24 protein-coding genes and 1 pseudogene are annotated in these 26,095 nt (G+C 55.5%); 7 read left to right on the top strand and 18 right to left on the bottom strand.

Annotated features, from left to right (window positions below; translation table 11 throughout):
• Positions 1-9: 9 nt before the first annotated feature.
• The 18 genes and pseudogenes from B4M48_RS16475 to B4M48_RS16390 all read right to left on the bottom strand — a co-directional run bounded on the left by B4M48_RS16475 (position 10) and on the right by B4M48_RS16390 (position 18,523).
• A complete protein-coding gene (locus B4M48_RS16475; protein WP_288657247.1) occupies positions 10-1,671 on the bottom strand; it encodes a ShlB/FhaC/HecB family hemolysin secretion/activation protein in 1,662 nt (553 codons plus the stop codon).
• A gap of 364 nt (positions 1,672-2,035) precedes the next feature.
• A pseudogene (locus tag B4M48_RS16470) lies at positions 2,036-2,235 on the bottom strand (type II toxin-antitoxin system RelE family toxin); the annotation flags it as partial.
• A gap of 21 nt (positions 2,236-2,256) precedes the next feature.
• Positions 2,257-3,264, bottom strand: coding sequence for a substrate-binding domain-containing protein (locus B4M48_RS16465; protein WP_065648032.1), 1,008 nt, complete (start codon positions 3,262-3,264; stop codon positions 2,257-2,259).
• A gap of 29 nt (positions 3,265-3,293) precedes the next feature.
• On the bottom strand, positions 3,294-4,703 hold the full coding sequence (locus B4M48_RS16460) for a sucrose-6-phosphate hydrolase (RefSeq protein ID WP_065648031.1): 1,410 nt from the start codon (positions 4,701-4,703) through the stop codon (positions 3,294-3,296).
• Positions 4,703-6,073 (bottom strand): sucrose-specific PTS transporter subunit IIBC, encoded by a 1,371-nt coding sequence (locus B4M48_RS16455; RefSeq protein WP_065648030.1) that lies wholly within the window; start codon positions 6,071-6,073, stop codon positions 4,703-4,705. Before B4M48_RS16455 ends, B4M48_RS16460 begins: the two co-directional genes overlap by 1 nt.
• A gap of 61 nt (positions 6,074-6,134) precedes the next feature.
• Positions 6,135-7,655, bottom strand: coding sequence for a carbohydrate porin (locus tag B4M48_RS16450; RefSeq protein ID WP_108570192.1), 1,521 nt, complete (start codon positions 7,653-7,655; stop codon positions 6,135-6,137).
• A 248-nt stretch (positions 7,656-7,903) separates the two neighbouring features.
• Positions 7,904-9,112 (bottom strand): aldose 1-epimerase family protein, encoded by a 1,209-nt coding sequence (locus tag B4M48_RS16445; protein WP_065648028.1) that lies wholly within the window; start codon positions 9,110-9,112, stop codon positions 7,904-7,906.
• Between the two features lie 415 nt (positions 9,113-9,527).
• On the bottom strand, positions 9,528-9,827 hold the full coding sequence (locus tag B4M48_RS16440; RefSeq protein ID WP_065648027.1) for a hypothetical protein: 300 nt from the start codon (positions 9,825-9,827) through the stop codon (positions 9,528-9,530).
• Between the two features lie 339 nt (positions 9,828-10,166).
• Positions 10,167-10,391, bottom strand: a complete 225-nt coding sequence (gene relB / locus B4M48_RS16435) for a type II toxin-antitoxin system RelB family antitoxin (RefSeq protein WP_065648026.1) — start codon at positions 10,389-10,391, stop codon at positions 10,167-10,169.
• Positions 10,392-10,595: 204 nt separating this feature from the next.
• Positions 10,596-11,522, bottom strand: coding sequence for an aminoimidazole riboside kinase (locus B4M48_RS16430; RefSeq protein ID WP_104085946.1), 927 nt, complete (start codon positions 11,520-11,522; stop codon positions 10,596-10,598).
• A gap of 216 nt (positions 11,523-11,738) precedes the next feature.
• Positions 11,739-12,485 (bottom strand): MerR family transcriptional regulator, encoded by a 747-nt coding sequence (locus B4M48_RS16425; RefSeq protein WP_065648024.1) that lies wholly within the window; start codon positions 12,483-12,485, stop codon positions 11,739-11,741.
• A 168-nt stretch (positions 12,486-12,653) separates the two neighbouring features.
• On the bottom strand, positions 12,654-13,886 hold the full coding sequence (locus B4M48_RS16420; RefSeq protein ID WP_065648023.1) for a vWA domain-containing protein: 1,233 nt from the start codon (positions 13,884-13,886) through the stop codon (positions 12,654-12,656).
• A gap of 75 nt (positions 13,887-13,961) precedes the next feature.
• Positions 13,962-14,537: a TerD family protein gene (locus tag B4M48_RS16415; RefSeq protein WP_040113372.1), complete on the bottom strand. Its 576-nt coding sequence runs from the start codon at positions 14,535-14,537 to the stop codon at positions 13,962-13,964.
• A 69-nt stretch (positions 14,538-14,606) separates the two neighbouring features.
• Entirely contained in the window at positions 14,607-15,185 is a 579-nt protein-coding gene (locus B4M48_RS16410) for a TerD family protein (RefSeq protein WP_040113371.1), read from the bottom strand.
• 68 nt (positions 15,186-15,253) lie between these two features.
• A complete protein-coding gene (locus tag B4M48_RS16405; RefSeq protein ID WP_150016890.1) occupies positions 15,254-16,288 on the bottom strand; it encodes a TerC/Alx family metal homeostasis membrane protein in 1,035 nt (344 codons plus the stop codon).
• 28 nt (positions 16,289-16,316) lie between these two features.
• Entirely contained in the window at positions 16,317-16,772 is a 456-nt protein-coding gene (locus tag B4M48_RS16400) for a tellurite resistance TerB family protein (protein WP_065648021.1), read from the bottom strand.
• A gap of 12 nt (positions 16,773-16,784) precedes the next feature.
• A complete protein-coding gene (locus tag B4M48_RS16395; protein WP_065648020.1) occupies positions 16,785-17,945 on the bottom strand; it encodes a TerD family protein in 1,161 nt (386 codons plus the stop codon).
• Positions 17,945-18,523, bottom strand: a complete 579-nt coding sequence (locus B4M48_RS16390) for a TerD family protein (protein ID WP_094111573.1) — start codon at positions 18,521-18,523, stop codon at positions 17,945-17,947. The genes B4M48_RS16395 and B4M48_RS16390 overlap by 1 nt, the downstream gene beginning before the upstream one ends.
• 307 nt (positions 18,524-18,830) lie before the next feature.
• Here B4M48_RS16390 and B4M48_RS16385 point away from each other — a divergent pair, with 307 nt between their 5' ends.
• From B4M48_RS16385 to B4M48_RS16355, 7 genes are all read left to right on the top strand, one after another.
• Positions 18,831-19,928, top strand: coding sequence for an ATP-grasp domain-containing protein (locus tag B4M48_RS16385; RefSeq protein ID WP_288657239.1), 1,098 nt, complete (start codon positions 18,831-18,833; stop codon positions 19,926-19,928).
• Positions 19,925-21,058 (top strand): phosphoribosyltransferase domain-containing protein, encoded by a 1,134-nt coding sequence (locus B4M48_RS16380; RefSeq protein WP_414692711.1) that lies wholly within the window; start codon positions 19,925-19,927, stop codon positions 21,056-21,058. Before B4M48_RS16385 ends, B4M48_RS16380 begins: the two co-directional genes overlap by 4 nt.
• Positions 21,051-21,842, top strand: coding sequence for a hypothetical protein (locus B4M48_RS16375; protein ID WP_288657235.1), 792 nt, complete (start codon positions 21,051-21,053; stop codon positions 21,840-21,842). Before B4M48_RS16380 ends, B4M48_RS16375 begins: the two co-directional genes overlap by 8 nt.
• Positions 21,829-22,914, top strand: coding sequence for a cysteine protease StiP family protein (locus B4M48_RS16370; RefSeq protein WP_108570199.1), 1,086 nt, complete (start codon positions 21,829-21,831; stop codon positions 22,912-22,914). The genes B4M48_RS16375 and B4M48_RS16370 overlap by 14 nt, the downstream gene beginning before the upstream one ends.
• A 1-nt stretch (position 22,915) precedes the next feature.
• Positions 22,916-23,848, top strand: coding sequence for an HpcH/HpaI aldolase/citrate lyase family protein (locus B4M48_RS16365; RefSeq protein ID WP_288657233.1), 933 nt, complete (start codon positions 22,916-22,918; stop codon positions 23,846-23,848).
• 30 nt (positions 23,849-23,878) lie between these two features.
• Entirely contained in the window at positions 23,879-24,334 is a 456-nt protein-coding gene (locus B4M48_RS16360) for a hypothetical protein (RefSeq protein WP_065648014.1), read from the top strand.
• Positions 24,335-24,513: 179 nt separating this feature from the next.
• Positions 24,514-26,067 (top strand): GGDEF domain-containing protein, encoded by a 1,554-nt coding sequence (locus B4M48_RS16355; RefSeq protein ID WP_288657231.1) that lies wholly within the window; start codon positions 24,514-24,516, stop codon positions 26,065-26,067.
• Positions 26,068-26,095 lie beyond the last annotated feature (28 nt).

Raw genomic sequence — 26,095 nt, 5'->3', positions numbered from 1 at the left:
CTTAGCCTCTTAGAAAACCAGCCCGACGCGGGCGTAAATGCTGACGCGATCCGGCTGCAGATGGCCGGGATAGCTGAGGGGAATGCCCAGGGTGTACTGGGTATAGAAAAAACGGTTGCGGGTGCTGATACCCGCCGCGCTGCCCCACAGCGTGCCGGTGAACTCGCGGTTCTGCGCATCGCTCTTCAGCCAGCCGCCGTCGATTGCCGCCAGCGCGCTGACTTCGCCAATGACCGGCAGCGTGAACAGGTTGTAGTTCAGTTCGTTACGCAGATACCCCCCGGTGTCGCCGGAGAGATACTGCTCCTTAAAGCCGCGCACCGAACTTTCACCGCCGAGCGTCAGGCGCTCGCTGGCGTATAGCCGGTCAGGCGACCACTGACTGTAAACGCTGCTCAGCCACCACAGGCGGTTCGTTAGCGGACGCTGAAAGCTGCCGCTGAGGCTCCACTTGCGAAATTGCGCTTTCGGCAGGTCGCCGGTTTTGCTCGCATCACTTTCAGCGTCAAACCACGACATGCCGCGACTGAACGACGGGTTAAGCGTGGCCACGCCGCCAAAGATTTTCTGCGTATGATCCAGACCCGCCTGCAGGCTGGTGATTTTCCGGCTGCTGCCGGTGAGCAGCGTGTTATTGAGGAAGTTGTGGCTGCTGTAGTGGTTCAGTCCAAACCGGACGCCGGTTTTGATCTCGCCGTTGCGGAAAAGTACCCAGGAGCCGTTCAGGCGGTGTGCGACGTTGTCACCGTTGCTCAGCCAGGTGAAATCATTGTTGATGAAGCTGCTGTGATAGCTGCTCCAGCTGTAGCTATAGTCAAGCAGGCCATAGCCGTACGGTACGCTGAAGCCTGTCTGCAGACTCTGCGCATCGCGCCACTGGCTGAAGGCGCTGCTGCGCGCGCCGCTGATAAACCAGCGATCGGCGAGACCCAGCAGGTTATTGCCGGTAAGCGAGGCGTTTATCTGACCGGTACCGGTGCTTTTCTGTCCGCTGTTGTCAAAACCCAGCGAGGTACTGAGCGGAAATTCCGGCTTAGCCGTGAGGTTCACCACCGAATAACCTGCTTCAGGAGAGGGCTGAATTTCGATCTGCACCGGCATTGCGCGCACGCGGTTGATCTGCTCCATGCCCTGCTCAATATCGCGCAGATTGAGTATCTTTCCTTTCAGGCCGGGAAAAGCCATTAACAGCGCACGTGGGTGCTCACCGTTCAGGCGTATATCGTCGAGCTTCCCTTCCAGCACCGGAATAACCAGCTCACCGGAAGATAAATCCTGCTCAGTTAAAAACGCTCTGCTGGTAATATAACCGCGCTGCATATACCAGTCAGAAATTGAGTGGACCAGAGAATTAATATTGGTTAAGTTCAGGCAGCGATGGATATAGGGGGCGGTGATATTCTGCTGCTGGCTCTGCGATAATAAAGACGCGTTACGGATAACGATATGATGAACAGGGAAGCACGGACCGGATGTGCCTGACTCCCCGGCTGGGGCGGCCAGAGGCGACACCGCGTTCCACAGCGCATCGCGCTGATGCTGATCCTGCTGTAAACGTTGCTGCTGCTGATTCTGGATATAATCACGGTCGCCCGGATTCAACGGTGCCGCTGCTGCTGAAGCAGTTAATAAGCTGACGCTCAGCGCCAGTACCATCCCTGTATGTGCCATTATAAAGACTTAAGTTAAAGTGATTGTCTGTTTCCTGTCAGTTTGCCTGCACAGAATATCACCTTAACAATCAGAAAGTTCCTGATGGCGCTATAAAACGAGAATGCAATCGTAATATTACTTAAAGCATCGTTCCGGGCTGGCCTAACTCAAATATAAAGAGAGATATTTGCGAGTGCTGATGCAATCGGGAGTATTTTCCAGATATATCGTCTTTTTCTCATTAGCGTTTGCACTGTGATTAAACGTAAACCCGCTCTGATTGGTTAATAAAACCGTATCAGGAGCCCGCTTAAAGAGAGCAGATATAGCTTATTTTTCCCGGTGCAAGGTGGAATGCGTAATTACCATTGCAAATCTAATGCTATCGCATTCTCTCACTGGCAGGATGATACACATCGCTGCGTTCGCGCTTTCCGACTGCGATGATCAGCTGATCGTCGATCACCTGATAAACCAGCCGGAACCCCGACGTTTGCAGTTTGATTTTATCCCGCGCAGTCTGGCAGATGCGATATGGGGGTTATCGCAACACTTCTTCAGCTTTTTCGCAAACTGTTGCCTCTGCTCCGATCACAAGCGCCGCTATGCGTGACGCAGCCGGAGTGTGGCCGGCAGCACTCTGCGGTTACTGGCAGGCTCATCGCCAGCAATCAGCGCGCTCAGCAACGCAAAGCACTCCTGCGCCAGTCGCGGTACATCCTGTTCGACGGTATCAATCGCTACCGACAGTGAATCATAGAGATAGTGGTCATCAAAACTGGCGATGCGGATGTTGCTGTTGAGCAGATGATGCTGGCTCATGTAACGCAGCACCCCTTCCATCAAGCCGCAGGCGGCGGTGAAGATCGCCTGTGGCGGACGACCGAGTCGGGCGCAGAGCGCGGCAAACATCTCATAACCGCTGCTGGGGTGATAGTTACCATGAATAATCCACTCCGGTCGGGGCGTGACGCCCGCCAGCTCCAGCCCCTGCAGAAAGCCGGCAAGGCGATCGCGCGTCGGAGAGAGGCGTGCCTGACCGCCAAGGAAATAGATCTCTTCCGGATTAGCGCGCGCCAGTTGCGCCACTAATTCGGCAGTAGGCGTAACCGCATCCGTGATCACCAGCGGCAGCTGCGTATCATTCATATAGCGGTCAAACAGTACGACCGGCAGCTGTTCGCTGAGTTTTACATAGTCGCTGTCGCCGGACATGCTGGAGGCGACAATCAGCCCGTCCACCTGGCGGGCGACCAGGTTATCCACGACAACCCGCTCCTGGCCGGCATTTTCATCCGTACAGGAGATCAGCAGCTGTAGTCCCGCTTCGCGGCAAAGGTTTTCCAGTGCGTCTGAGAATACGGCAAAACCGTGATTGGTGATCTCCGGCACCACCAGACCCAGCGTATGGCTGCGATTATCGCGCAACAGACGCGCATGAATACTGGCTTGATAATGATGCTCACGGGCCAGGGAGAGCACGCGCTCGCGCGTCTCTTTGGCGACGCGCAGCTCTTTACCCCGGCCGTTCAGCACCAGGCTGGCGGTCGCTTTCGAGACGCCAGCCAGCGCGGCGATATCGGTAATGGTTACGCGTTTGGTTTTTCTCACGTCATGGCATCAGTCAGGGAAACAATAACTTATTGTACCACGCAGCGTCGCAGCGGCCAGTAGCGCGCGGTAACTTCTGTGTCCCCGATCAGCCTGAGTTGCGCCTCCGCTGCCGGAAAATAGCGGCTGCTCATCACGCCCTCGCCTTCGTTGATAAAAATCTCTACGCTGGAGTGGTCGCATAAAATCTGCAGCTGCGTCACTGCTCCCTGCCAGTAGCGATAGTGCCACTCCCCGTTCGACAGGCTGCGACGCGCAAGACGCAGTCCGCTGCTATGCCACTCCAGCAGCAGCGTGTTGGCAAAATCAAGCGTGATACCGCCCGTACCGGTCAGCTCCAGCTCAAGCCGTCGCGCGGCAATAAAGGGGGCATCTGCAGCCAGACCCTGAAAAGCGTGCTCCTCACCGCGCAGCGCCTGCAGCTCAGCTACCGGCCGCTGGTAGAGTTTGCCGTCACGCGTTCCCAGCTCGCGGATACAGGTCATCTGGTGGATCCAGCCGCGGGCGATAGTAGGCTGATATCTCTCTTCACCGTCCGGCACCCCCATCCATGCTACCAGCAGGCGACGGCCATCGGCGGTCAGTGTGGTCTGCGGTGCGTAGAACTCAAAGCCGGCATCCAGCTCATGAAAGTCGCCGTGCGTAAAGCGGGCGGTGTCATAGTCCAGATCGCCTGCCAGCCATGCACTGGGATGCGCATTGAGAAAACGCTGTTCTTCAGGCGTGATCCCCTGCGGACAGCAGATAAGAAACGTACTGTCGCCCAGCGTGAAGAGATCGGGGCACTCCCACATATATCCTGCCGCACCCAGCCCGTTAAGGCCGCTGCCAGCAATCTCCCCGAGCCTGTGCCACGTGTGCATATCGTCAGAGCGCAGCAGCAGAACTTTGCCCTGCAGCGCATTGTCCTGTGCCCCCAGCACCATGTACCAGCTCTCACCATGCCGCCACACTTTTGGATCGCGGACGTGTCCGGTATACCCTTCAGGCAGCGCAATAACGGGTCCCAGCTTATCGAAACCTCCTGCTTCATTCTGTACCGCCAGGCACTGCCACGCGGTACGGCTGCCATCGTCAAACTTCACATTACCGGTGTAAACCAGCGTGAGCGCACCGTGATTGTCCACGGCGCTGCCGGAGTAGCAGCCGCTGCGGTCATACTCTTCATCCGGCATCAGCGCGATCGGCTCATGCTGCCACTGCAGCAGGTCCGCTGAACTCCAGTGCCCCCAGCATTTATGCTGATGCTGGCAGCTCAGCGGGTTCCATTGGTAGAAGAGGTGATAGCGTCCGTTAATGTGGATAAAGCCGTTAGGGTCGTTCAGCAAACCCGTTACAGGCGCAAGATGCCAGCCGGGATAGTGCGCATCGTTTAGCGCGCGCGGCTGACCGCGCATGACCGCCTGCAGGATAGCGGGGAACAGGTTTAATGAGGCCATTATTCTGCGTCCGTTTTGTATTTAAGCAGGTAAGAGATAACAAAGGCTGCGCTGAAAGCGATCACCATACCAATGGCGTAATTGAGCAGCGAGCTGGCCTGCACAATCGCCATGCCCGGAATACCGGTCAGGCCTACAGCCGTCATATAAACATGCACCGAGACAACCCATGCACCTCCCAGCGCACCGCCAATCAGCCCCGCTACGAAAGGTTTCATAAAGCGCAGGTTGATACCAAAAATGGCTGCTTCGGTAATCCCCAGCAGCGCCGAGAAGCCGGAGGGAAGCGCGATAGCTTTAATCTTAATATCTTTTGATTTTAACCATACCGCCAGGCACGCCCCGCCCTGTGCGACGTTAGCCATCGCCCAGATCGGCAGCAGGAAATTCACGCCGATAGACGGGTTGCCCAGCAGCCCCGCTTCAATAGCGTGAAAGCTGTGGTGTACGCCGGTGATCACAATGACAGAGTAGAGACCACCAAACAGTAATCCCGCCAGCCAGCCGGCGTGGGCGATCAGCGTGCTCAGGACAAAGGAGATCCCGTCACCCAGCGCGCGCCCGGCCGGACCGATAATCAGCAGCGCTACAAAACCGGAGATAATCACCGTCAGGAATGGCGTCAGGATCAGATCCAGCGCGTCGGGGATCACCCGGCGTAGCTGTTTCTCCAGTACGCTCATGAACCATACCGCCAGCAGTACCGGGAACACCGTGCCCTGATAGCCAATCATCGCGACTTCGATACCAAAGAAGTTCATGGTATGGAAACCAGCCGCCACGCCCCAGGCGTTGGTCAGCGCCGGATGCGTCAGGATCCCGCCCAGCGTCGCCCCGAGAAACGGATTGCCGCCAAACTCACGTGCGGCAGTGAATCCGATCAGGATTGGCAGAATGATGAATGCCGCTGAGCTGCACATATCCAGCATGATATAGAGTGCATTTTCCGGATTAACCCAGCCGTAGGTTTTCACCATGCCGAGCAGCCCCATCAGCAGACCTGAGGCGACAATAGCCGGAATAATCGGAACAAAAATATTCGACAGCAGACGCGCAATACGCTGAAAAGGATTGAGTTTACGTGCAGCGATATCTGCTGCTTCTGACTTACTGGTTTCGCTGATGCCGGCTTCGCGGATAAAGGCAGCATACACCTTATTCACCACGCCGGTGCCAAAAATGACCTGCAGCTGTCCGGCATTGCGGAAGCACCCTTTTACGCCATCGAGTTTACCGATCGCGGCGGTATCTGCTTTGGCATCATCCACCAGTACCAGACGCAGACGGGTAGCGCAGTGCGCCGCGCTGGCAATATTTTCCCGGCCTCCCAGCAGCGGCAGCAGCGCGCGGGAGATCTGTACAACATCCATAGTAACCTCTGTTTTTCGTTGTTATGCCTGCCAGAATGTGGCCCCCGCAGGGGCCGGAGAATCAGAACCAGGTTTCCATCTGCACGCCAAAGTTCCACTCGCCGCCAGCTTTAAAGCCGCTGCTGCCAAAGGCGTCATCGCCCGCATAGTTATCCAGACGGTGATCCCAGTCCATCCAGCTGGCAAACAGACGGATTTCAGGGCGCTTGAGGAAGTCGCCGACGTCGCTGGCTTTCAGCGTCGGCGCTACGGTGAGCTTGTAAAAATTGCCACTCACGGCATTGCGGCTGTTGTAGCCTTCAGGCCGCAGATCCATGTACTGATATGAGCCTTCATACTGCATCTCAAAGTTCTGCGTGAATTCCTGAATCAGGCGCAGGTTCGCGGTCGCCCATTCATAGCTGTCGCCTTTGACGTAGCGATCTTTGCTGCTCTGTGCCAGCAGTGCTGGCGCAATATGCCAGCCGCCGCCCAGCGGCGTAATGCCGTAGCTTGCGAGGCGCCAGGTATCGGCTTCCGGCAGCAGCGCACCGTCAGATCCCAGCGTTTTCACTTCCGCGCCCAGACCGTGGCCGTAGAGCAGGGCCGTTTTAGCCGAGCCTTCGCGCAGGCCGTAGAAAGTATCGTTATGGATGCCCGCTAATACGTGCACGCCGGTGTTAGCCGCGTCGCTTTTCACGCGATTTCCTTCGATATCGGTGCGCTGGTCATTATCTTTAGCGCGCATGCCGCTGAGCATCAGCTGCAGCGGTCCGGTGAAGTTATTCAGTGAAAGAATGTAGTTCTGCGCGGTGTTTTCATTATTTTCGATATCACCAAAGGTACGTCCGTAAAGTGACAGGTTACTGCGTGTGGTTTCGCCCCACTTCATGTCGTAGATCCCGGCACCGGTACCCGCAAGAAACACGACGTCGGAGTCGATCCAGTGAATATCAAAGTTATCGCGATCGAAGCGTTTACCCGCCCAGACGGTAGAGTCTTTAAAAGCGCCGGAGAAAGTGGGCAGCTGCCCCAGCTCAACAAATGCCTGACGCAGGTTGAGATCGCTGCTGGCCGCTGTCCAGTCATTGTAAGTACGCTGCCCGTCCGCCAGCATCGCTTTAAAGCGGGTGGTGGCCCCGTTTGCCAGCGTCTGTTTGTGCTCCAGATTCAGTTCAACATAGGTGTCAGGCTCGTTGCCCAGCCGGCCCACATGTCCTCCGGTCTCGCCAGCCGGCGTAACGGTCGGACCACCCTGCGTTTTGGCCGCTGAACTGTTCATCAGCAGGCCGGAGCGGGCATAACCATGAAACTCAAATCCGCTATCCTCGCTGCCTGTCGTCGCGGGTGCGGCTTTTGCCGTACGCTGTTCAACCCGGGCAATCGCCGTCTGATTTTTCTGCTGGGCGGTGGCCAGCATTTGTGCCTGTTTTTCTGCTGCTTTTGCGCGGGTTTCTGCAAGGTCAGCACGCTGTTCTGCCGCCGCGAGACGTTTTTCCATTGCTGCAAGACGCGCTTCAATACTGCTCATATCGGTGGCGGACCACGCTGTTCCTGAACTTAATAAGGCGCTGAGGGTAAGGGCGAGGATGCTTTTTTTCATGGTATGGCGTCCCTGAGAGGTAGCTATTATCAGATATTGTTTTTTGCTAAACCGGTTTAGTAGCTGAATCCTGATGAACTTTGTTACTGTGCGCAACTGATTTTGCTAAACCGTTTTAAGTGATGTGAAGTACATCGCAAAATAGCGCAGGAAAACGCAAAGGGACGTCTCAGGTGGGTAATACATGGGGGAGAGAGAAGCAGGAGAAAGAGGGAAAAAAGAGCAGAGCCAGGCTCTGCTCCATGCGGTTACTCTTTAGCAATCGGCGCCTGATCTACGGTGACTTTTTCATCGCCCTGAATCTGCCCGATACGCTGTTCCGTTTTGCTGACGGCGTCAGCATCTTTCAGCAGCGTGTAAGTCAGCTCAAACGTGGTGCTCTGGCCCGGCTGTAGCTGCTTAACCCTGCCCTGCTCTTTTTCAATGGTGACCGGATAGGCATAGCTGGTACCGGGTTCAATACCGGTAACGTAGCCCTGTTTAAGCGTGTCGGTGTTTTTCCACATGGTCAGCACCGGCAGCTGGCGGGTATCAAACTCGATTGATGCCCCTTTATCGCCTTTGCTGTTAACCACCGCCGCCAGCGTTTTTCCGTTGCTGTCCGCTTTCGGCACCAGGTTAAATACCATCTCATCAAAATCTCTGGCAGGCGCATCATAGACGTTCCAGCTATTCAGCCCTTTCTGCGCGTAATCGTTAAAAGGCGAGACAGATTTCAGCGGTGCGATAAAGCGGGCATCTTTCTCCAGAATCGGCGTGCCGAAATTGCTGTGATAGATGATCTGATAATCCTGCGGATAATCGCCGTGGTTGGTTAACACATCATGCAGTGTGAAGGCATCTGTACCCGGCACGTAACGGAGCTCTGTCCAGGTGGCGAGGTTCGATTTTTTGAACGTATGCTCTTTCAGCAGGCCGCGAATGCGGATTTCATGCGGGGCTTTATCATCCACGGTGACTTCAACCTGCGAAGCGGGTGTGTTGCCCGCTTTACCGTGCAGCGTATAGATGCGGCCATCTTTAGTGACCGGATGCCCGGTCCACTCATAGCCGCAGCGCACCATCATTTCATTAAAGCCATCAAGCCAGCCGAGACCGTTGCGGCTCTCCAGATTGATATAGGCCGGGTTGACCACTTCATCTACCGGCGAATCCCAGCCCAGACGCACGCCGTGTCCCCTGACGTACAGTAAATCCATCCCGCGCGTCGGGCTGAGCGCGATGGTCAGGCCCTCCGGACTGGTAATCGTAATGACTTTCGAACCTTCCTGTTTGCCGCCATGCAGCACTTTTTGTTCGATGCTGAACGGCTGGCCGCCCAGCTTCAGCGTTTTGCTGTCGATGTGCCAGTTTCCCTTCTCTGTACTTGCTTCAGCATCCGTCAGCACCCATGTCTGTGCTGCTGCCTGAACGCTGATCCCCGCCATGACCACACCGGCCAATAATGCTAATTTCATAATGATGCATCCTTTGCTGAATTGATTTAGCTAATGTCAGCTAAGCGTACAAACATGAGGAAAATGAAACCGTGAGGTGCTTCACTTCGGTCGGTTATACCGTCAGTAATCTCTGTAAATTTGGGTTAGATCACATTTTGAGAGGTTAAGACGGCGTTTTTAGACGCACAGAGAGAGAAATCAAGCTAAATGGTGGTGTTTGATTTAATCGTTTCAGCTTTAAAGGGGTAGGATAAATAAACGCGTGCTGCCTGATGCTCAGTTGCGAAAACAGCCGGGTTGCGGAATGGTGTCGTTTAAGAGGGTTTGAAGTCTGATGGAACGAAATAGTTTTAGCAACAACTCCGTCAGCATCCTGTCAGGCCGGTTATCACATCCGGTAAGCAGCGTTGCAACCACCACGACAACCACGTCTTTACTGAGGAATTTTAACTTCTTTCTCAGCAACGAAATTAAAGCGGGCCAGGGCATGCTCCCCGCCCGGCAGTTTCCGGGTTTCCATCAGCGAAATGCCCAGCATATCCTGCAGAGCGAGGAACACCGAAGAGGCAAGCGGATGGTACTCCAGCCTAACGTTCAGCCCGGTAACCGGGCTGTTGTTCTCATCCACGAACTGAAGCTCAAGCCAGTGCTTCCGCTGTTCGCCGCGACACTGAACGGTTTTGTATGTGCCTCTGAGACTTGTGACCAGAGTATTGTCACCGATGATTTCCACGCCAATTCCTTTTGAGCAGTAAGGTTAACCAGCGCGCATCATACCCTGGATAGTTTCCATGCTAAATTATTAAGCTGAAAAACGGACCTGAAAATCGCGGATTCAGGGCGGGTATGCTTACCCATGAACTGTTAGCTATGAAAATATGAAGGCGGGTATTTATGGAGCTAATGGACAGGATCTGCGACGGGTGTAAACTCACCTAAATCACCTTTTAGCGGCTTCACTGACTGGCGCGGATCTACCGAAGCAGCAATGCGTATGTTCATAAAATCCACTATCCGTCGCGCATTTTGCTTATCCATTTTACGCAACACTTTCAGTGCACGGTCAGAGTAATTAATCGTCCAGACCAAGTGACTTCCTCACGTCTTCGGACGAATGCATGGATTCCTCTCCACGCCTGATGCGCTCAACTGTTTCCGCTGCTAAGTAATAATCCTCAAGATCTTCAAGATGCGTAAGGATAGCTTCGCGTGCATAGAACGTCTTTGTTCTACCGGTTTTTTTCGCCAGCGAGTCCAGACGGGACTCAATATCATCAGATAAACGGATAGCAAGCATAACGGCCCCTGAATTTAAGTGCTGTACATGGATAGCAAAAATCATAACCCTGTCAGGATGAAAAAAAACCAATCACTGGTTGAAACAACAGCATTAAACATGACATGTCCCTGCTATGCTTTTCCTCGCTGTAATCTTACATCCTGCTTACCGGCCGGCCTGCTGCTCCCGGCACGGTGCTAATGGCCTTCAAGCCCCCTTTAATCAGGCAAGCTGCTGCTGCAGCTGATCAAGATAAGGCAGCGCGGTCATTGCGCCTTTCGCCGTGGTTGCCAGCCCGCCGCAGATCTGCGCGCGCTCCAGACACTCTCTGAGCTGCACGTCATCCTGCGGCAAACCCTGTCCGGCTAAATGCCACAGCAGCCCGGCAACAAAAGCGTCTCCGGCGCCGGTCGTATCCACACTGACAACCGGGCGCGTCGGATAGTGCTGCAGCGTGCCACGGGACCATGCCTGCACGCCCTGGCGGCCCTGGGTAACCAGAATAAGCCTGATAGCATATTGCTCAGCCAGCTGCTGCATACCTGCCGCGATATCGCTGGTGTTACAGATAAAGGTCAGCTCTTCTTCTGAAAGCTTTACTACGTCAGCAAGAGCCAGCGCACGGGCAAGCGCGTCGCGCAGCTCCGCTTCATCTGCCCATAAATCGTGCCGGATGTTGGGGTCAAAACTCACAAAGCCGCCCGCTTCATGCAGTTGCTGCATCGCCGTCAGCGTGGTGTTTCGTGAGGGATCTCTGAGCAGTGCAATCGAACAGCAGTGCAGCCATTCGCCCGCCCGGAAAGCTGGCAGCTCGTGCGTTTCGATAAACAGATCTGCTGAAGGACGCACCATAAAAGTAAAGTTGCGCTCACCGTCTGCGTCCAGCGCCACCACGACAACCGAGGTGCGCTGCGTGTTATCTGGCTGCATAAACTCGGTGTTTACCTGCTCGGCATTAAGCGTATCAATCAGGAACGTGCCAAAGGGATCGCCGCCTACTTTACCAATAAAGCCGCTGTTGCCCTGAAGCCTGGCGATACCCACCGCCACATTGGCGGGCGCACCGCCGGGACACTGAATCAATCTGTTATCACACTCCGGCAGCAGATCCACAACTGCATCGCCCAGACACCATACCCGTTTGACCATTTCACTTCTCCTGATCGCAAGCTAAATCGGTTTAGCAATAACATATTATTATGCACAAACGGAGGGGGTTAGAAAGGTTCAGGCCACTATTTTGCGAAAGTGTGCGGGTGATACCAGATTTTATGGGTGCAGAAGTTGATGGGCAGAGTGTTCAGAGGGTGGCTGAAGGCTAGCCGACAGGTACAACCCGGCAGCCAGCCGGGCTGTAAAACTTTATCAGGCTGCAGTCAGCAATGTGCGATCGGGGCCGCTTAGCATCACCGGTTTATCGTTGCGCAGTTTTTCACGATAGTTCCACTGCATCAGCTGCGAGATCCCTGCTCCACACCACATCATATGGTGATCGTGCCGATAAATTGAGGTGGCCGGCAACCCGGTCACATTCTCGGAAATCTCGACCCGGCAGCCCTGCCCGGTCAGGCGAATAGCTTCCAGCCAGATTTCGGTTGCGTCTGTCACGCTGATAGCTTCCAGAAAAACAGGGACAGTTTTACGACGCTCCGATGCACGCATGATACAGCGTGCGTGAAAAACCACGGCATCATGAAAGCGTGATTGCTTTATAACCGAATCTGCGCTGTTATCACTGCGCAGCAGCAGGTTCAGCGGCTTCAGATAAGCGTTAACAAAATCATCACCGCTGTAGTCGCTGCCCATCTGTCGCATGCGCGCCTGCAGCGCTAAATCCGAGCTGTCGCGCAGCTGGTCCGTCATCTCTTCCTGCCGGCATTGCCAGCGATTTTGCGGCAGCGGTGACCTGCCCTGCAGAAAGGCGTAAATTTCAGGCAGCGTGCTGCCGGTAGCCGTCAGGTCCAGCACGCTATAGATACGCGTTAGCTGTCCGCTGGTGTATTCACCATTATGCTGTGGCTGGGTAATCAGGCCTGCGCGCTTCCAGTTGCGTAAGGTGGCGGGTAAAAGGCCGGTGAGGTCGCAGATGGCCTCGACAGAATATAAACTCATTACAGGTCCCCCGATATCGGGTGTGGGTCAGCAGCTCAGAACGCTGCCGACGAACCCCTATTGTGCGCTTAGTTATCCGCAATTGATACCGTATTGACATTGATTTGCATAAAACTTGCAGCGTTCTGACTGTAAACCGCAGCGGCAGGAAAAACGCTCTGCCGTACCTTATCGCAGAATACGTTTTTGCTTTGCTGCATCCAGCCAGTCACGAAACTCCACCAGCAGCCAGTCGTAAAGCTGCTCATCGCTGATATTTCCGACATCATCAACCGGAAAAAAATGTGTATTGTCGATCAGGCGATCGGTAAAGGTATCCAGACGCTCCAGCACGCCATAATTATTGCCGCCCAGGCCTAAGAATTTATAAAAAACTGGCAGTGTGGCGGACTCTCTGAGTTTCTCTTTGATAAGGCGTGTTTTATTGATGCCGCCATCGGTAATAAAGACCACATACACCGGTAGTGTGGCGTCGCGATAGGTATTGTTAATCGCTTCCAGTACCGGTGGCTCATTGTTCGTGCCGCCCAGACCCGGCAGGATTTCCCACATCGTCCGCCTGCCGTCGTTGCGAATACGATCGATGTAACCCTCAAGGTTATCCAGTGACACATCCTCGTACTGACGAAATTTTTCGCCAAACGCCCAGACCGGCATGCTGCCGTCATCATCAAACTGCACGGCCAGCGCCGCTACCCGCTCCAGCACCTTCTGCACATTACCGCGCTTAAACTGTGCCGTCATGGAGCCTGACGCATCCAGCACAAAGGCGACCTGCGCTTTAACTTCTGAGAGCCGGTGTTTCTCCAGACTGACGCGGATTGGTTTTGCCAGGCTGACCAGTTGCGGCAGTTTTTCAAGCTTCTTCTCCAGGCTAACCGCGGGTACTGATGCGATCACAGGTTCTGCTACATCCACGCCAAAATGCAGCGCCAGCGGATGAAGGCCTCCATCAAATCCCTGCCCGACCGCTCGCAGTTTCCACTGTTCGTTATGACGATAGAGATGGCAGACAATCAGGGCTTTCTCGCGTCGATCGCCGGGTGCGATATCGTAGCGATGTTCACCACACTGCAGAGTAAGCTGCTGTAAACCCCCTACTGTATCGCTGCCATCGATAACCAGCGTAACAGCAATACGCATGACGGCAGCGGGTAGCGCGTGAAGCTGAATCTGAAAACGCGCCTCTCCGGCATGGCTGTGCATGACAATACTGCGGTTTTCGTTATGCGGCTGGTTGAAAAAAATCATCGACGAATCACCGAGGACTTTTTCATTTGCGCCGAGCAAAAACGCTGAAGCATCAATGTCGCTGCTGAATCCAGGCCTGGTTTTCCAGGTCAGGCAGAGTTCAGGACACGTGCTATTAAGAGCAATATTCTGTCCTGTGGTCAGTTCCATATTTCACTCCCTGTGGGTGGTTAACAGACAAAAAAAAGCCCCTTCACGGGGAAGAGGCTCTTTTGCAGCAGTCCGTTACACGGATACGCCGTGCTGAGCTGCCAGCGCTTTCAGGCCGCCGGCAAAGCCCTGGCCCACCGCTTTAAATTTCCACTCACCGTTGTGACGATAGAGCTCGCCGAAGACCATGGCCGTTTCGGTGCTGGCATCTTCTGACAGATCGTAACGGGCGATTTCGCTGTTGTTGTCTTCGTTAACAATACGGATGTAGGCATTAGAGACCATACCGAAGTTCTGCTTACGCGCTTCCGCATCGTAGATGGTTACCGCAAAAACGGCTTTCTGCACGTCGGCGGGCACGGTAGCCAGCGAAATTTTTACCTGCTCATCGTCACCCTCGCCTTCACCGGTGCGGTTGTCGCCCTGATGCGCGACAGAGCCGTCCGGGCTGGTGGCGTTGTTGAAGAACACGAAGTGCTGATCGGATAACACTTTGCCGTCTGCGCCGACCAGAAAGACCGATGCATCCAGGTCAAACGCCTGACCATCGGTGACGCGTGAGTCCCAGCCCAGACCAGCAATCGCTTTGGTCATGGTTGGGGCTTCTTTGGACAGGTTTACGTTACCGCCTTTTGTCAGATTAACTGCCATGGTGAAATCCTCTTTGCTTGTGGCTGATGCCCGGCCAGACCGGGCAGATAATGGGTATGTGACTGCAGATCAGGACGCGTTGATACCATACTGCGCGCAGACTGAGGCCAGGCCGCCTGCATAGCCCTGACCCACGGCGCGGAATTTCCACTCGCCCGCGTGGCGATAGAGCTCGCCAAACAGCATTGCGGTTTCCGTGCTGGCATCTTCAGACAGATCGTAACGCGCGGCTTCCACGTTGCTGTCGTTGTTGACCAGACGGATAAAGGCGTTTGCCACCTGCCCGAATGACTGGCGGCGGGTTGCGGCATCATGAATGGTGACCACAAAAACAATTTTGGTCACGTCCTGCGGTACGCGGTCCAGTTCAACGATCAGCGATTCGTCATCCCCGTCACCCTCACCGGTGCGGTTATCACCCGTATGGGTCACGGAACCATCAGCTGATTTCAGATTGTTGTAAAAAATGAAGTCGTGATCGCCACGCACCTTGCCTGCATCAGTGAGCAGAAAAGCGGAGGCGTCGAGGTCAAAATCCTGACCGTCAGTGGAGCGGGTATCCCAGCCCAGACCAATTTTCACATTTTTCAGTGAAGGGTCGACTTTTGCCAGGGAGACGTTGCCGCCTTTAGAGAGAGTCACTGCCATGTTATTTTCCTCACATCGTGCATACGCTGTATGCGGTGTTCAATAGCGCGGCCGTGCCGCGCCCTGACTTACTCTGCCTGCTCTTCTTTTTTACCCGGGAACAGCAGGCTCGCGATAATCCCCAGTGCCAGCACGCCCAGTACGACATAGAGACTGGTGGTCGCGCCGATAGCATAGCCGTGGTGGAAGAAGTGATCGGTTGCGTTCAGACCCAGCTTAAAGGCGATAAAGAACAGCAGAACAATAACCGCTTTTTCCAGATGCACCAGATACTGCTTCAGACCTTCCAGCACGAAATAGAGTGTACGCAGACCAAGGATAGCGAACATCATGGCGCTGTACACAATCAGCGGCTCGCGGCTGACGGCGATCACGGCCGGCACTGAGTCGAACGCAAACATCACATCTGAAAGCTCAACCACAGCTAAACAGAGCAGCATCGGCGTAGCGTAGCGGGCAGCTTTGCTCACGCGACCTACCTGTACATCTGCGTTCTCCGGCTTAGCGAGTTCAGCATCCACCTCTTTCTGACTCAGTACGAAGGCGCTGCCTTTGAGTTTTGGCCAGATTGGATAGAAACGTTTGACCATGCGGTAAGCGAAATGCTGGGAGTAATCTTCGATCTCATCATCGTCATCGCCGCTTTTCAGCATCATCACTGCCGTCCAGCCTACGATGAGGGCAAACACCACTTCGACCCACGGGCCGAGCGCCAGCAGACCGGTACCGATGGCAACGAAAATGCCGCGGAACACAATGGCGCCGATGATGCCCCAGTAGAGCACGCGGTGACGGTAGTTATTAGGAATAGCAAACCACGAGAAGATCGCCATCATGACAAACAGGTTGTCTACCGACAGGACTTTCTCCAGCGCATAGCCGGTCACAAACAGGCTGGCGACTTCCGCGCCGTGATGGACATACAGGAAGCCTGCAAAGGCCAGCGCCATCAGGATCCAGAACACCGACCAGGCGGCAGCGCTTTTCAGCGAGATAGGTTTGTCATGCCGGTGCATGAACAGGTCAATAAAAATAGCCCCGACAGAGAGCAGTAAAAACACTGCTACCGTTTCAATCGGAAACCCGATATGGGTCGATTCCATCTATTAGCTCCAGTAAAATCAGTAACGGTTACAGGCCAAATTCAGCGGGCTGAAAGCCCAGCGCCTGAATAATTTCGCGGGCGTTAGCCTGCTCAGTGGCATCAAAGTCACCGTCGCTTTTGGCCACGGCAATACCGACGCGGACAGCAAGCTGTGCCTGTTCCGGTTTGTTTTTTAAGGCGAGGATATATTTCATGGTCTCACCCTTGCCCACTTCCATATCGAAAGAGAATGAGGTCACCAGCTTTTCAAAAAACTGGATCACCTCATTGGTATCAAAAATACTCAGCTCCGGAGAGGCGCGCAGAAATCCCATCATTTTCTGCTTCTCTTCGCTGCTGACGCCGTCGCTGGCAACAGCAATACGGGCACAGACGGCCACGGTGCCTTCGAGAAAGGCGCGGTTTTTGTAGCGGCTTACCTGTTTTGTAAGCTCGTCGCGGCCGGCGTTAAATTTGTCTTTAAGAGAGTTAAAAAAGCTCATAATTACTCCTGATTACTTGGAACCGGCGCGCCAGTTAAAGCCCCAGCCAAACGCCTGATCGAGTTCCTGATGGCCGCTGAAATAGCGGTTGATACGCTCTACGCGGATTGCGCCGTTGTCGTTAATCAGACGGGCAATCGCACACATGTTTTGCCGGTTGTTGCCTTCAGTAAGCGCGGTTTCCACCGGCGGCTGTCCCGGAACCTGAATGGTCACCATGCCGTCAGTGTTTTCCCAGCTCGGCACACCTTCATAGATAAAGGTAAAGATCAGGACTTCTTTGATCTGCTTCCATTCGCTGCCGTTGATATGGATCCACTCACCGTCGCTGACGGCGCCGGTACGGTCATCGCCCTTCAGCTCAACGAAGGGTTCGCTGCGGAAGCTGCCAAATTTGTTGCCCAGCGCCTGTACGATAGTGCGATAGCCATCTTTCAGCTCCACAAACGCAGCCAGATCAAGGTCAACACCTTTGTTATTGTTAAAGATGCCCTTCAGGAAACCGCCGCCGCTGTTGCCGGCAGCGCGCTGGTTCCAGTTCAGGTTGACGCGGATCTGACCATAGTCATCCTTTTTCGTCAGGCTGATGGAGGGCTTCTCTTTTGTCAGACTGACTTTGCTCAGATTTACGACGGGCTGTGGTGCTGGTGCCGGAGCCGGTGCGGGCGCAGCGCTGCTCTCATCCACTTCTATACCAAAGTGTTCAGCCAGCGGCTGCAGGCCGCCGTTAAAGCCCTGAGAGACAAAGCGGAACTTCCATTCGCCGTTACGACGATAAAGCTCGCCCAGGATCAGCGCAGCCTCACTGCGTCCGGTGGTATCAACATCACACTGCACCAGCACGCTTCCGCCGGCTTCGACCTGAATGGCGAGACGCGCCAGTGACGCAACGGTTTTGCCGGCATCACAGGTGGCGGTAAAGGCTATTTTCTGCACATCGCTTTTCAGCGTTGCCAGATTAACGGTAAACATGGTTTCGTTGCCGGACGCGGAAAGACGCACTGTACTGTCATCATTTTCGCGCTGACCATAAAACACCATGTCCGAATCGCCGCGCACTTTGCCATTGTCATAAAGACGAAACGCGGAGATATCGACCGGTACGCCAGAGGAGACACGCACCACCAGCGATTGATTAGGTACGGGGGCATTGCCCCCTGGCGTCAGGTTCATCAGTAGAGTACCGCCTGAATATCGGGGATCATGTCCTGAATGGTGCGGGCACGCGAAGCGTTGCCGTGCGCAGTAAAGTTCCACTCGCCGCCGCTGCGGCGCAGTGAAGCTATTACGACCGCCGTATGCGAGCCCTGCTCGGTCAGGGTAAATTTCGCCAGCTCTTTGCCCTGCTGATCAACAACGCGACAGAAGGCATTCGCTACATCGTTGAAGGTTTGCCCGGTAAAGCTGTTTACCGTCAGCACCAGGCTTTCAATGCTGGCTGGCAGACGCGACAGATCGGCTTTGATCACCTCATCATCGCCGTCGCCTTCGCCGGTACGGTTATCGCCGCTGTGGACTATTGAACCATCATTTGAACGAAGCTGGCGGAACCAGACGGTGTCCACCACGCCACCGTGCGCGTCAAGCAGCACGCAGCTGGCATCAAGATCAATGCTATCGCCCCCGCCGAGAAGTTTGCCAAAGAGTCCTTTCTTTTTGGCAGGATCCCAGCCGAGTCCGAACTGAATTTGAGAAATCGCACTGCTGGATTTCGCCAGCGAAATTGTCTGATTCTTACTTAAAGATACCATCACTTCTCCTTAATGAGTGGTTAGCTGCTGCAGTAAAAACGCCGATCAATTTTACAGCTAAGCAATCATAACATGAGTTTTACCCTGCGCAAGAAAACAATCATCATATGATTGCTTTCAGGGCCAAATGTAATGTTTTATAAAGAATTACCTATTTTTATTAGCCAGACGATCTCTGTCATTAATCTGTAAATGAAGCGAGGTGCTTTATTAGTTCATTCAATCATAATATGATTGCCTCAATGTTCTGCCGTTCACCCGACGGCGCCAGCAGGCCCTGCGCTGCAAAAATAAGGAATACAACACGATGAGTCAGCCGGATGCTATCTGGTTTATGGAAGGGGTTTCTTCCCAAAAAGATATTCTTGCGCTGGTGGCGCAGGCGCGACGTGCGGGTCGGCATGATTTCCTGCTGATTGCCTCTCATCGTTCCTCCCGTCCGGAAATCCTGGCGGAAGCAGATGTTGCTTATCTGGAACCTGAGGATGACGGTGCCCTATTCGCTTTTATCCGGCATGTCTGTCAGCAGCACCGGGTACGTGCCATCCACGCCGGCAAACGCGGAGCGTTGCTGGAGCAGCAGCGAACGGCTATTGAAGCGCTGGGTGTCAGGCTGGTAACAGGCGCTCGCGAGCGCGCCACCTTTACGCTCGCTGATAACAAAACCCGTTTTAGCGCGGAGATGAGCGCGCACGGTCTGCCTGCCGTACCTTCAATTGAAGTGCGCACGCCGGATGAGGTAGCGGCTGCGATAGCGCAGGTTGAGGCGCAGGGCCATCGACCCTGTATCAAACCGGTGCACGGCATCTATGGCATGGGGTTCTGGGTGCTGCGACGCGATGCGCATACCCTGAGCTTTTTTAACAACCCGGACAGCCGCCAGATCCATCCTGACGTGCTTATTGAGAGCCTGCGTCGTGCACAGCAGGCCGGTGAGTCGCTGCCGCTGCAGATTGTCATGCCCTGGCTTGCAGGTCCGGAACGCTCGGTAGATATGCTGGTGGAGAATGGCCGGGTCATTGCAGCCGTCGCCCGGCGCAAAGAGGGCTCAGTACAGGTTTTTGAACAGGAGACGCCCGCCTGGCGCCTGGCAGTTGCCTGTGCAGAGACGCTGCATGTGGATGGCCTGATTAATGTCCAGACCCGCAACGATGCTGAAGGCCATCCGGTGCTGCTGGAGGCTAACCTGCGTCCTTCTGGCGGTATCGGTTATACCGCGTTCAGCGGGATTAACCTGCCCGGCCTGTTTGCACTGCGTCAGCTGGAACTGATTTCCGCAGCGGACGCCATTGCGCAGCGTGCCGCGTTTAATCCGGTGCAGGTCATCCCGACCAATGCCGTTCAGCCTCTGCCACAGTGTGACCCTGTCACATGGTCTGCCAGCCCGGATGAGGAGTGCCGCTGATGACCGCTGCCTTACAGATCTATCAGCGCGAGCTGCCTGGTGGCACGCTGCGTGTAGAAACGACGAGCGAGACGCCACTGGAGACGCTGTTTGATATTGCCGCACGCCGCAATCCCAAACGGGCATTCCTTTTTGTCAGCAAAATACTGGGACGTCATATCCCGGTCAGTCCGGCCATCATGCGCGCCAGTTATGAGACGCTGGCAGCAAAACTGCCGCATGACCTTCCGGGGCCGGTGCTGTTTATCGGTATGGCCGAAACCGCCGTGGGTCTCGCCGCTGGCGTATTCCGCGCGGCCAGAGAGCAGATCGCTGAGCCGGTGTTCCTCACCAGCACCCGTCATCCGGTAGAAGGTGATTTGCTGTGTGAATTTAAAGAGGATCACAGTCACGCCACCGATCACCTTATCTATCTTCCGGCTGACGCTACGCTGCGCCGCCGTGCGCTGCAGGCGCGTACGCTGGTACTGATTGATGATGAAGCGACCACGGGCAATACGTTTCTGAATCTGCTGCAGGCGCTGCGCGAAGCGGGTCTGCAGGCGGTGACGCGTGTGGTCACCGTCACGCTCACCGACTGGAGCGGTGATGCCGTGCGTCATCACTGTCCGCTGCCGGTGGAGCCGGTTTCCCTGGTTACGGGCCGGTGGCACTGGTCCCCACGCGCAGGGGCACCGGTACCGGTAATGCCGGCGGTAAACGTGACGGCGCAGGGCGCAGTGGCCCTCTCCGCCCGTCAGGACTGGGGACGGCTGGGGATGGCGGAGACTCACTGCCACTTTGCAGACGATATGCACTCTGAGCCGGGCGAACGTATTCTGGTGCTGGGATCGGGGGAATTTATCTGGCCACCTTTTCTGCTGGCAGAGCGTCTGGAGCAGCAGGGTGCCTGCGTGCGCTTTGGTTCACTGACGCGCTCGCCGATCTCAGAAGGTCTGGCGATTAGCTCCATACTCGCTTTCAGCGATAACTACGGTCTTGGCATGCCAAATTTTGTCTATAACGTGGCGCATCAGCAGTTTGATCGGGTGATTATCTGTGTTGAAACGCCCGCGGAGGCTGTCTGTCCCACCCTGCTGGCAGGATTACAGCAGACGGCCCCCCGCATTGAGGTGATCGCTTATGAATAAGCCGGTTGTGCTGTGCGATCTGGATGACACGCTGTTCCAGACGAAAAGAAAAATGCTGACCGAAACCCTGCAGGCCCCGGTTGAAGTGGGCGCCTACGATCGCGAGCTGCAGCCGCGCAGCTTTATGTCACAGGAGCAGTCGATGCTGGTCTCCTGGCTGCTGCAGAGCGCAGAGCTGATCCCGGTGACCGCGCGCGGTACGGAAGAGACGGCGCGCGTGGCGCTGCCTTTTACATCCTGGAAAGTCATGACGCACGGCGCGGTTATCGCGTCACCTGACGGCAGCCTTAACCGCGCCTGGCAGGATCGTATTATCAGCGAGCTGTCAGCCATGCGGGCACAGCTGGTTAGCTATCGCCAGCAGCTGAGCGATGCGCTGGATCGCGCTGGCCTTAATGCCTGGTGCCGCATGAACTACGAGTATGATGGTGTCCCGGTCTATTTTGTGATGAAACATCGCGACAGCACGCAGATTGCCGAACTCTATGCGTTCAATGCGCAGATGCAGCAGCAGCTCGATACGCGGGGCTTTTATATCCATGCCAATGGCAACAATATCGCCTGGATCCCTGACTGCATTCAGAAGGGGCATGCGGTGGCGTGGCTGTTGCAGCAGCTGCGCGACACGCGTGGCCCATTCCCGGTAATGGGGCTGGGCGATAGCCTCAGCGATTTCAGCTTTATGCAGCACTGTGACTGGTTTGGCATGCCCGCCCGCAGCCAGTTTACTGACGCCATCCGCCGCCATATTTTTGACAAGGCCGACGCCCATGAAAAACCCTGAATTACAGCAGCTGCATGGCACCTATCTGCCCTCGGACGTGCAGTTTTTGCTGAATCCGGTTCAGCTTGAGATGACGCCGGTCGATGAGAAAGAGCGCCTGATCCAGTCCGGCCAGAAGCACTATTCCGAGATGCTGAGCCAGGAGCCGGCGCCGTCTGCGGCGCATCTGGAGATATTTAACTGCGCGCTGGAGATGGGCAGCGCCCGGCTTGCGCGTGACGTTGTGACGCTGGCTAAAGGGCTGATAGCTCAGGCTGCCGGGCAACCTGTGATTCTGGTTAGCCTGGTACGGGCCGGCGTGCCACCTGGCGTGATGCTGCAGCGCGCGCTGCGCGATATGGGCGTGGTATCGCATCACTACGGTATCAGTATTATCCGCGATCGCGGCATTGATGAAACCGCGCTGAGCCTGATTGAGGCGAAGCACGGCACAGAGGGCATCGTATTTGTGGATGGCTGGACCGGTAAGGGTGCCATCACCGGCCAGCTGATTGAGAGCCTGCGCGACCGGCCCGGCTACCCGCCGTTGCCGCGACTGGCGGTGCTGGCCGATCCGGCGGGCTGCGCCTGGCTTGCCGCCTCCGATGACGACTGGCTGATCCCGTTTGGCATTATGGGCGCGCCGGTTTCCGGCATGGTGTCACGTTCCCTGTGGAGCGCCTCTGGCCTGCACGGCTGCGTGCTGTGCGATCATCTGCTGGCGTATGACTGCAGTTTGCGCATGGTGGACACTGTAGACCGGTTCCGGCAGCAGCTGGATACGGCACAGATTGCTGCAGCGGTGCCTTACGCCACCCACCTTCGCAACCAGCAGGCGATTGCTCAGGCAGTGATTAACCAGCTGGCGGCGCAGTATCATATTCTTAACCGCAACCGTATCAAACCCGGCATTGCCGAAGCCACGCGCGCGGTGCTGCGCCGCGTGCCCGATCACGTCCTGGTCCGCAGTAAAACCGATCCGGATGTCGCCCTGCTGATGCATCTGGCCGCGCAAAAAGATATTCAGGTAAAAGAGATGGGCGATACGCTGGGGCAGTATCGTGCCGTAACCATTATCAGGAAGGTGTCGTGATATGAGCCTGCCACTCTCCCCCTGGATGCTGGGTGCCACGCTCTATATGCCTGCCACCCGCAGCGATCTGGCCGACGTGATCCTGCATGGAAAAATTCCACATCTGCGTTCGCTGGTGATCTGCCTTGAGGATGCCGTCAGCGAGCGGGATGTGACTCTGGCGCGGGATAATCTGCAAACTTTACTGCGCCAGCTTCAGCAGCAAACCCCCACGCATACTCCGCCGCTGGTGTTTATCCGGCCGCGCGATGAAGCCATGGCTGCAGGGTTGCTGCACGATAGCGAATTGTCTGGTATCGACGGGTTTGTTTTACCGAAGTTTAATCAGGCTAACGTACTCTCCTGGTGGCGTCTGCTGGCACCAACGTCGCTGCTGCTGATGCCGACGCTGGAAACGCGCGATGTTTTTGACAGTACCGCGATGCAACAGCTGGCAAGCCTGCTGGAACAGCACCCGTGCCGCGAGCGTATCCTGGCACTGCGCATTGGCGGTAACGACCTGATGTCGGTACTGGGACTGCGGCGCTCGCGCCACCTTACGCTCTATGAGGGGCCGCTGGGTTACGTAGTGAAAATGCTGGTGGCGACCTTTGCGTCGCGCGGGTTTGCGCTAACGGCCCCGGTGTGTGAACGCATCGAAGATGTGGCGCTGCTGGAGCGTGAGCTGGCGCTGGATGTGGCGCACGGGCTGGTCGGGAAAACGGCTATCCATCCGGCGCAGCTGGAGATCATTCAGCGCGGTCTGATGGCGGAGCAGAGCGACTACGAAGATGCGCTGCGCATCATGAATTCAGAACAGGCAGTATTTAAATCGCAGGGCGCAATGTGCGAACCTGCCACGCATCGCAACTGGGCTGCTGCTATGCTGGAGCGGTCTGCACACTGCGGTATTGTCAGCGCGTATACCGGCGCGGTTTACGCCCAGCGTCAGTGATCGCTATCTTTACTCTTTTAACGGTGTGCTATGCCTCTGAGCGCAAAACAGTACAGACAGTATCAGCTGGTCGCCTTGCTGAGCACGGGTAAACCCGTAGAAAAGGCGCTTTTACTGCAGCAAATGGCGTGCTCTGAGCCGACGTTTGTGCGCGATTTACGTGAAATCCGCACCAGCTATCAGGCAGAGATCAGGTTTAATAAATCCGCCGGTAACTATCAGATGACCGGCGCCGGATCGCTGACGCCTAAAATCGTTAAAATGATGCGTGAAAGTCTCGCGTTACATGACAGCGCGGGTGCAGGACAGAATCTCTCTGCGTCAGTGATCCTCGACAAAGAGGCCAAAAAGTCGGTTTCTCTCTCCCTGCGCCTGTCGGTATTACGTAAAATTCAGCTTTACGCTAACCGCCATAATCTTAATCGCAGTCAGGTGATTGAGTGGCTGGTTGAACAGAATCTGGGTAAGGGAGGCAAGAAGTCTTAACGCACGGGAATCAGGCCATTTGCTGAACAGTCCGGCGTTTATCAGCCGGCCTGAATCAGCCTGAAAACAGGAAAAAGCGAACAGCAAGTTACCCGCCAGATTGATAACCACTTCTGAACAGATTGTGGCTGATGTATGATGCCTGCCTGATTTCTGCCGCCTGCTCAGAACCCGACTCTATGCGAAAAAACTCACTCAACGCTTCAGGCTCTTCACTGCTAAAAACCTCGCTCGGAAAAAGCATGATGCTGTTTCTGGTATTGATTAGCCTGTTTGTGGTGGCAATCAACGCCTGGTCGCTGTGGAACTCCTGGCAGCAGATCATGAGTGAGAAGAAAGATGATGCGCGCAATCTCTCTGTATCGCTGGCCAAACATGCTGAAGATTCGTTTCTGCAGGTTGAGATCACCTTAGCCGATGCGGTCAGGCAGTTGCGTCAGCGCGGCAATGAGTACGCGGCGACGCCGGCGTTTTTGCACCAGCTCAAAGAGCAGCAGAGTAAACTGCCGCAGCTGCATGGCCTGTTTGTCTATGATACTGACGGACACTGGATCGCCTCATCCGGTAACTTTGTGCCGACCAATGCCAGCAATGCCGATCGCGCCTACTTTTTATGGCACCGCAATCACAATGACACCAATCTGCTTATCAGCCGCGTCATACGCAGCCGCTCTACCGGCGATCTGGTTATCCCGGTTTCAGTACGCCTGAACGACAGTCAGGGGAACTTTGCCGGTGTGGCGCTCGCCACGGTGCGCGTGGACTATTTCCGCCAGTATTACAGCTACTATGCGCTGGGCGATAAAGATACGCTGGGCCTCATTCTTGCTGACGCATCGGCCCTCTATATTCGTCCTTTCCCGGATGCCTATATTGGCAGAATGCTCTCCGCCAGCCCGCTGTTTAAAACTGAACTCAAATCTGCGTCCAGCGGCAATGCGACCTGGCGATCCTCTCTTGATGGCATCGTGCGCGTTTACGGCTATGCGCGTCTGGAGCGCTATCCGCTGATTGTTACCGCGGGGTATGACCTTGCCGCCATCCGTAAAGCGTGGCTTACCGGTAACCTGATTAATCTGCTGCTCAACCTGACGCTTCTGTTTGCCATTGCCGGTATGGGGCTTCTGGTGCTTCGCCAGGTGGGGACTAACGTCAGAAATCAGATTGAGCTGACTTTTGTGCGGGATGAGCTTACCAGCATTAATCATACGCTGCAGTCGCTGGCGCTGGTGGATGGTCTGACCGGGCTGGCCAACCGGCGACAGTTTGACGCCCTGCTCGACCAGGCGCTGCTGAAATCACATAAAAGCGGCGATCCGGTGGCGCTGATCATGATCGATGTCGACTGTTTCAAGCATTATAACGATACTTACGGCCACGTTGCCGGCGATGAATGCCTGCAGGATGTGGCGCAGGCCCTCAAGAGCTGCGTGCATTATCATGGGGACGTTGTGGCGCGCTACGGTGGCGAAGAGTTCGCCATCATTTTGCCGAACACCGATTTTTCAGAAGCGCAAATTGTCGCCGGACAGGCGGTTAAGGCCGTAAAAGAGCTGGGGATTGCCCATGAGAGCAGCCTGGTCGCCGCAGGCGTGGTAACCGTGAGCGCAGGCTACTATTCACTGGTCTCTGCCGGGGAAGCGTCAGAAGCGGAACAGCTCAGACGCGAAGCGGACCAGGCGCTTTACCAGGCGAAACGCAGCGGCCGCGATCGGGCGTGCGGGCCGGTCTGACAGCGCTGAGCCAGGTAAAGAACCGTCA

Source organism: Pantoea sp. UBA6567 (genome assembly GCF_002434165.1).
Classification (GTDB): domain Bacteria; phylum Pseudomonadota; class Gammaproteobacteria; order Enterobacterales; family Enterobacteriaceae; genus Pantoea; species Pantoea eucrina.
The sequence above is the reverse complement of the archived record's forward strand: the minus strand, read 5'-3'. Positions and strand labels throughout refer to the sequence as shown.